This window comes from Microcystis sp. M49636_WE2, assembly GCF_030065375.1.
Classification (GTDB): domain Bacteria; phylum Cyanobacteriota; class Cyanobacteriia; order Cyanobacteriales; family Microcystaceae; genus Microcystis; species Microcystis aeruginosa_C.
Genome location: NZ_JASJFG010001002.1, coordinates 1 through 2,435, shown reverse-complemented (window position 1 = coordinate 2,435; position 2,435 = coordinate 1). Strand labels below are relative to the sequence as shown.

At 41.8% G+C, this 2,435-nt stretch carries 3 protein-coding genes; all 3 read right to left on the bottom strand.

Annotation, left to right across the window (positions count from 1 at the left end; translation table 11 throughout):
- Nucleotides 1–451 precede the first annotated feature (451 nt).
- Nucleotides 452–721 carry a hypothetical protein gene (locus PX484_RS22980; RefSeq protein WP_353845711.1) on the bottom strand — a complete coding sequence of 90 codons (270 nt, stop codon included), beginning with the start codon at nt 719–721 and terminating at the stop codon, nt 452–454.
- A 28-nt stretch (nt 722–749) separates the two neighbouring features.
- Nucleotides 750–1,172: a PspA/IM30 family protein gene (locus PX484_RS22975; protein ID WP_287668713.1), complete on the bottom strand. Its 423-nt coding sequence runs from the start codon at nt 1,170–1,172 to the stop codon at nt 750–752.
- Between the two features lie 434 nt (nt 1,173–1,606).
- Entirely contained in the window at nt 1,607–2,383 is a 777-nt protein-coding gene (locus PX484_RS22970; protein ID WP_002801277.1) for a PspA/IM30 family protein, read from the bottom strand.
- Between the last annotated feature and the right edge of the window lie 52 nt (nt 2,384–2,435).

The following is a 2,435-nucleotide window of genomic DNA, read 5'->3' as shown; positions in this document are numbered from 1 at the left end:
CTCAAATCCCGCCTTGACTAAACGGGCGACGGTATCCGGCACTAGCGCCACCCGCGCCTCGCCTTGGTCACTTTCTTTGATTACGCCGATTTTCATGGCTGGGTTTCTCCTTAGTAAGTCCTTCTCTTGTCTTATGCTGTTAGGGTAAGGGTTTCGTTAAATGCGATCGATCCCTTGGGATAATTTCGAGTCAAAATTGCTTTTCACTTCCATCCTAGCTATCCTCACCTTTCTGGCTCTTTTTCGGGCTGAATCTTAGGATTATCTTCAGAATTAAAGGGTTTTGAGCGGCATTGTTTGGGATTTTTTTTCTAATGATGAGGTACGAGGTTTTCGTTCTGGGAAACGCAGAAACGCTTAACATTAGCCAGTCTTCGGTCTTAGATACCAGATTAGGCTATACTTCATATTGATGAGAAGGGCTGTAATACGTCTCGACAATCTCAAAGTTTTACATTTCTTTTAACTTCGATCGCAATTGCTCTAATTCTGCATCTACTGCTGAATCCTTAAGGGTAGGTGGATAGGCAGTTTTACCCAGTAACATTCGTGCTTTTAGCAGTGCTAATTCATCATCCACATCGCTACTCGCTTCTAGTCCAACGAATACCCGTTCGGCTCTCCCAGGTTTGGTGGGTAAAATGTATTCTAAGATACAGTCTTGGGGCAGTGAGTGGAACGAACCACAGAGACACAAAGGACACAAAGATCGATCGATCATAGAGTAAGTTAAACTTATCACACAGAATCTAGAAGAACCCCCGTTCCATGTCGCTAGGACTCAATTCACCAATCGCTTGACTACTGGATTCTAACTGCATAAATTTTGCTTCCATGCGCTCAAAAGCTGAAGGGTAAATAGTATCTATACTGCCGAGACTTTGTTGGTTAATCTTTCTTTCTAAAATTGGCAATTTTTCTTTCAGTTTATCAACTTGGATATTCAGTTTTTCCAGTTGATTTTTAATAATATTTGCGGTATTAATGTGATGTTTTTTCTTTATATTAGCTTCTTGTGCCAGAGACTCATCACCTTTATCTAGGGCGAGTTTAACTCTTTCTTGCCATTTTAAAACCTCAGCTTGTGCCTGGTTGTACTGTTGTTCGGCTCTTTTTTGTAAGGCAATTACTTCGATAATTGAGGAACGTAAATTAGATAAATCATCCCGCATAATAGTGATGGTTAATTATGACTAGCAATTAAGAAGATGTTAAGTATTTAAATTGCTTGTTGAGATGAGCCAAGAGGCAACACCCCCCCTTGCCCCTAGGGTTAATTCATAGTAGGGTTAATTCATGTTAGGGTTAATTCATAGTAGGGTTAATTCATGTTAGGGTTGATTCATGTTAGGGTTAATTCATGTTAGGGTTAATTCATGTTAGGGTTGATTCATGTTAGGGTTAATTCATGTTAGGGTTGATTCATGTTAGGGTTAATTCATAGTAGGGTTGATTCATGAATCAACCCTACCCCGACGTCGGAGGAGAGAACTAATCTAAGGATAGGCGGTTAAAATGCGTTTTAGCTTATTCCCTATCTCAACAACAAAATTAATTAATAACTAGAGACGTACCGTAGATGGTACGTCTCGACGCTCTCAAAGTTTTACAGTTCTTTCAACTTCGATCGCAATTCCTCTAATTCTGCATCCACTACCGAATCCCTGACGGTGGTTGCTTGGGGTAAAGTGGGTTGACTAGAAGTTGTGCTGGGGGGTAATACTCCCCCGGACATTTGTGCTTTTAGCAGTGCTAATTCATCCTCCACATCGCTACCTGATTCTAGGGCAGCGAATTGACGTTCCATGTCGCTACCAGTGATTTCACCGATCGCTTGACTACTGGCTTCTAACTGCATAACTTTTTCTTCCATGCGCTCAAAAGCATCCACGGAACTACTGGTATTGATACTGCCAAGGGTTTTCTGGATTTGTTCGTTAGCTTTTGCGGCTCTGGAGCGAGCTACTAACATATTTTTCTTGGTTTTTGCCTCAGAAATCTTACTTTCGAGCGCGATCAAGTTTTTTCTCAGACTATCTACCTGTACCGTTTGCTGATCCAGTTGATTTTTGAGAATGGCGGCGGTTTCCGTGCAATCTTTCTTGCGTTTAAGAGCTTCCCGAGCGAGAGTTTCATCCCCTTTAGAAAGGGCTAATTTGGCTCTTTGTTCCCATTTATTGGCTTCTGACTGGTCTTTGCTGTATTTTTGTTCCGTTTGTCGTTGTTCTGCGATCGCTCTAGCAACCGCTTGACGTACCTGTACTAGATCCTCTTGCATATCACTGACAGCTTGCTCCAGCATTTTTTCTGGATCTTCAGCCTTGCTCACCATATCATTGAGGTTAGCTCGGACAACTCGGCTAAGGCGATCGAATAAACCCATGACGCTCTTGTTCCTCTCGGTGTGTACTAAATCAGTTAACTGTTCTTAAAAT

Bases quoted from the DNA above. Each gene is read 5' to 3' on its own strand.
- PX484_RS22980 (WP_353845711.1), bottom strand. From the start codon at position 721: ATGATCGATCGATCTTTGTGTCCTTTGTGTCTCTGTGGTTCGTTCCAC.
- PX484_RS22975 (WP_287668713.1), bottom strand. From the start codon at position 1,172: ATGCGGGATGATTTATCTAATTTACGTTCCTCAATTATCGAAGTAATT.
- PX484_RS22970 (WP_002801277.1), bottom strand. From the start codon at position 2,383: ATGGGTTTATTCGATCGCCTTAGCCGAGTTGTCCGAGCTAACCTCAAT.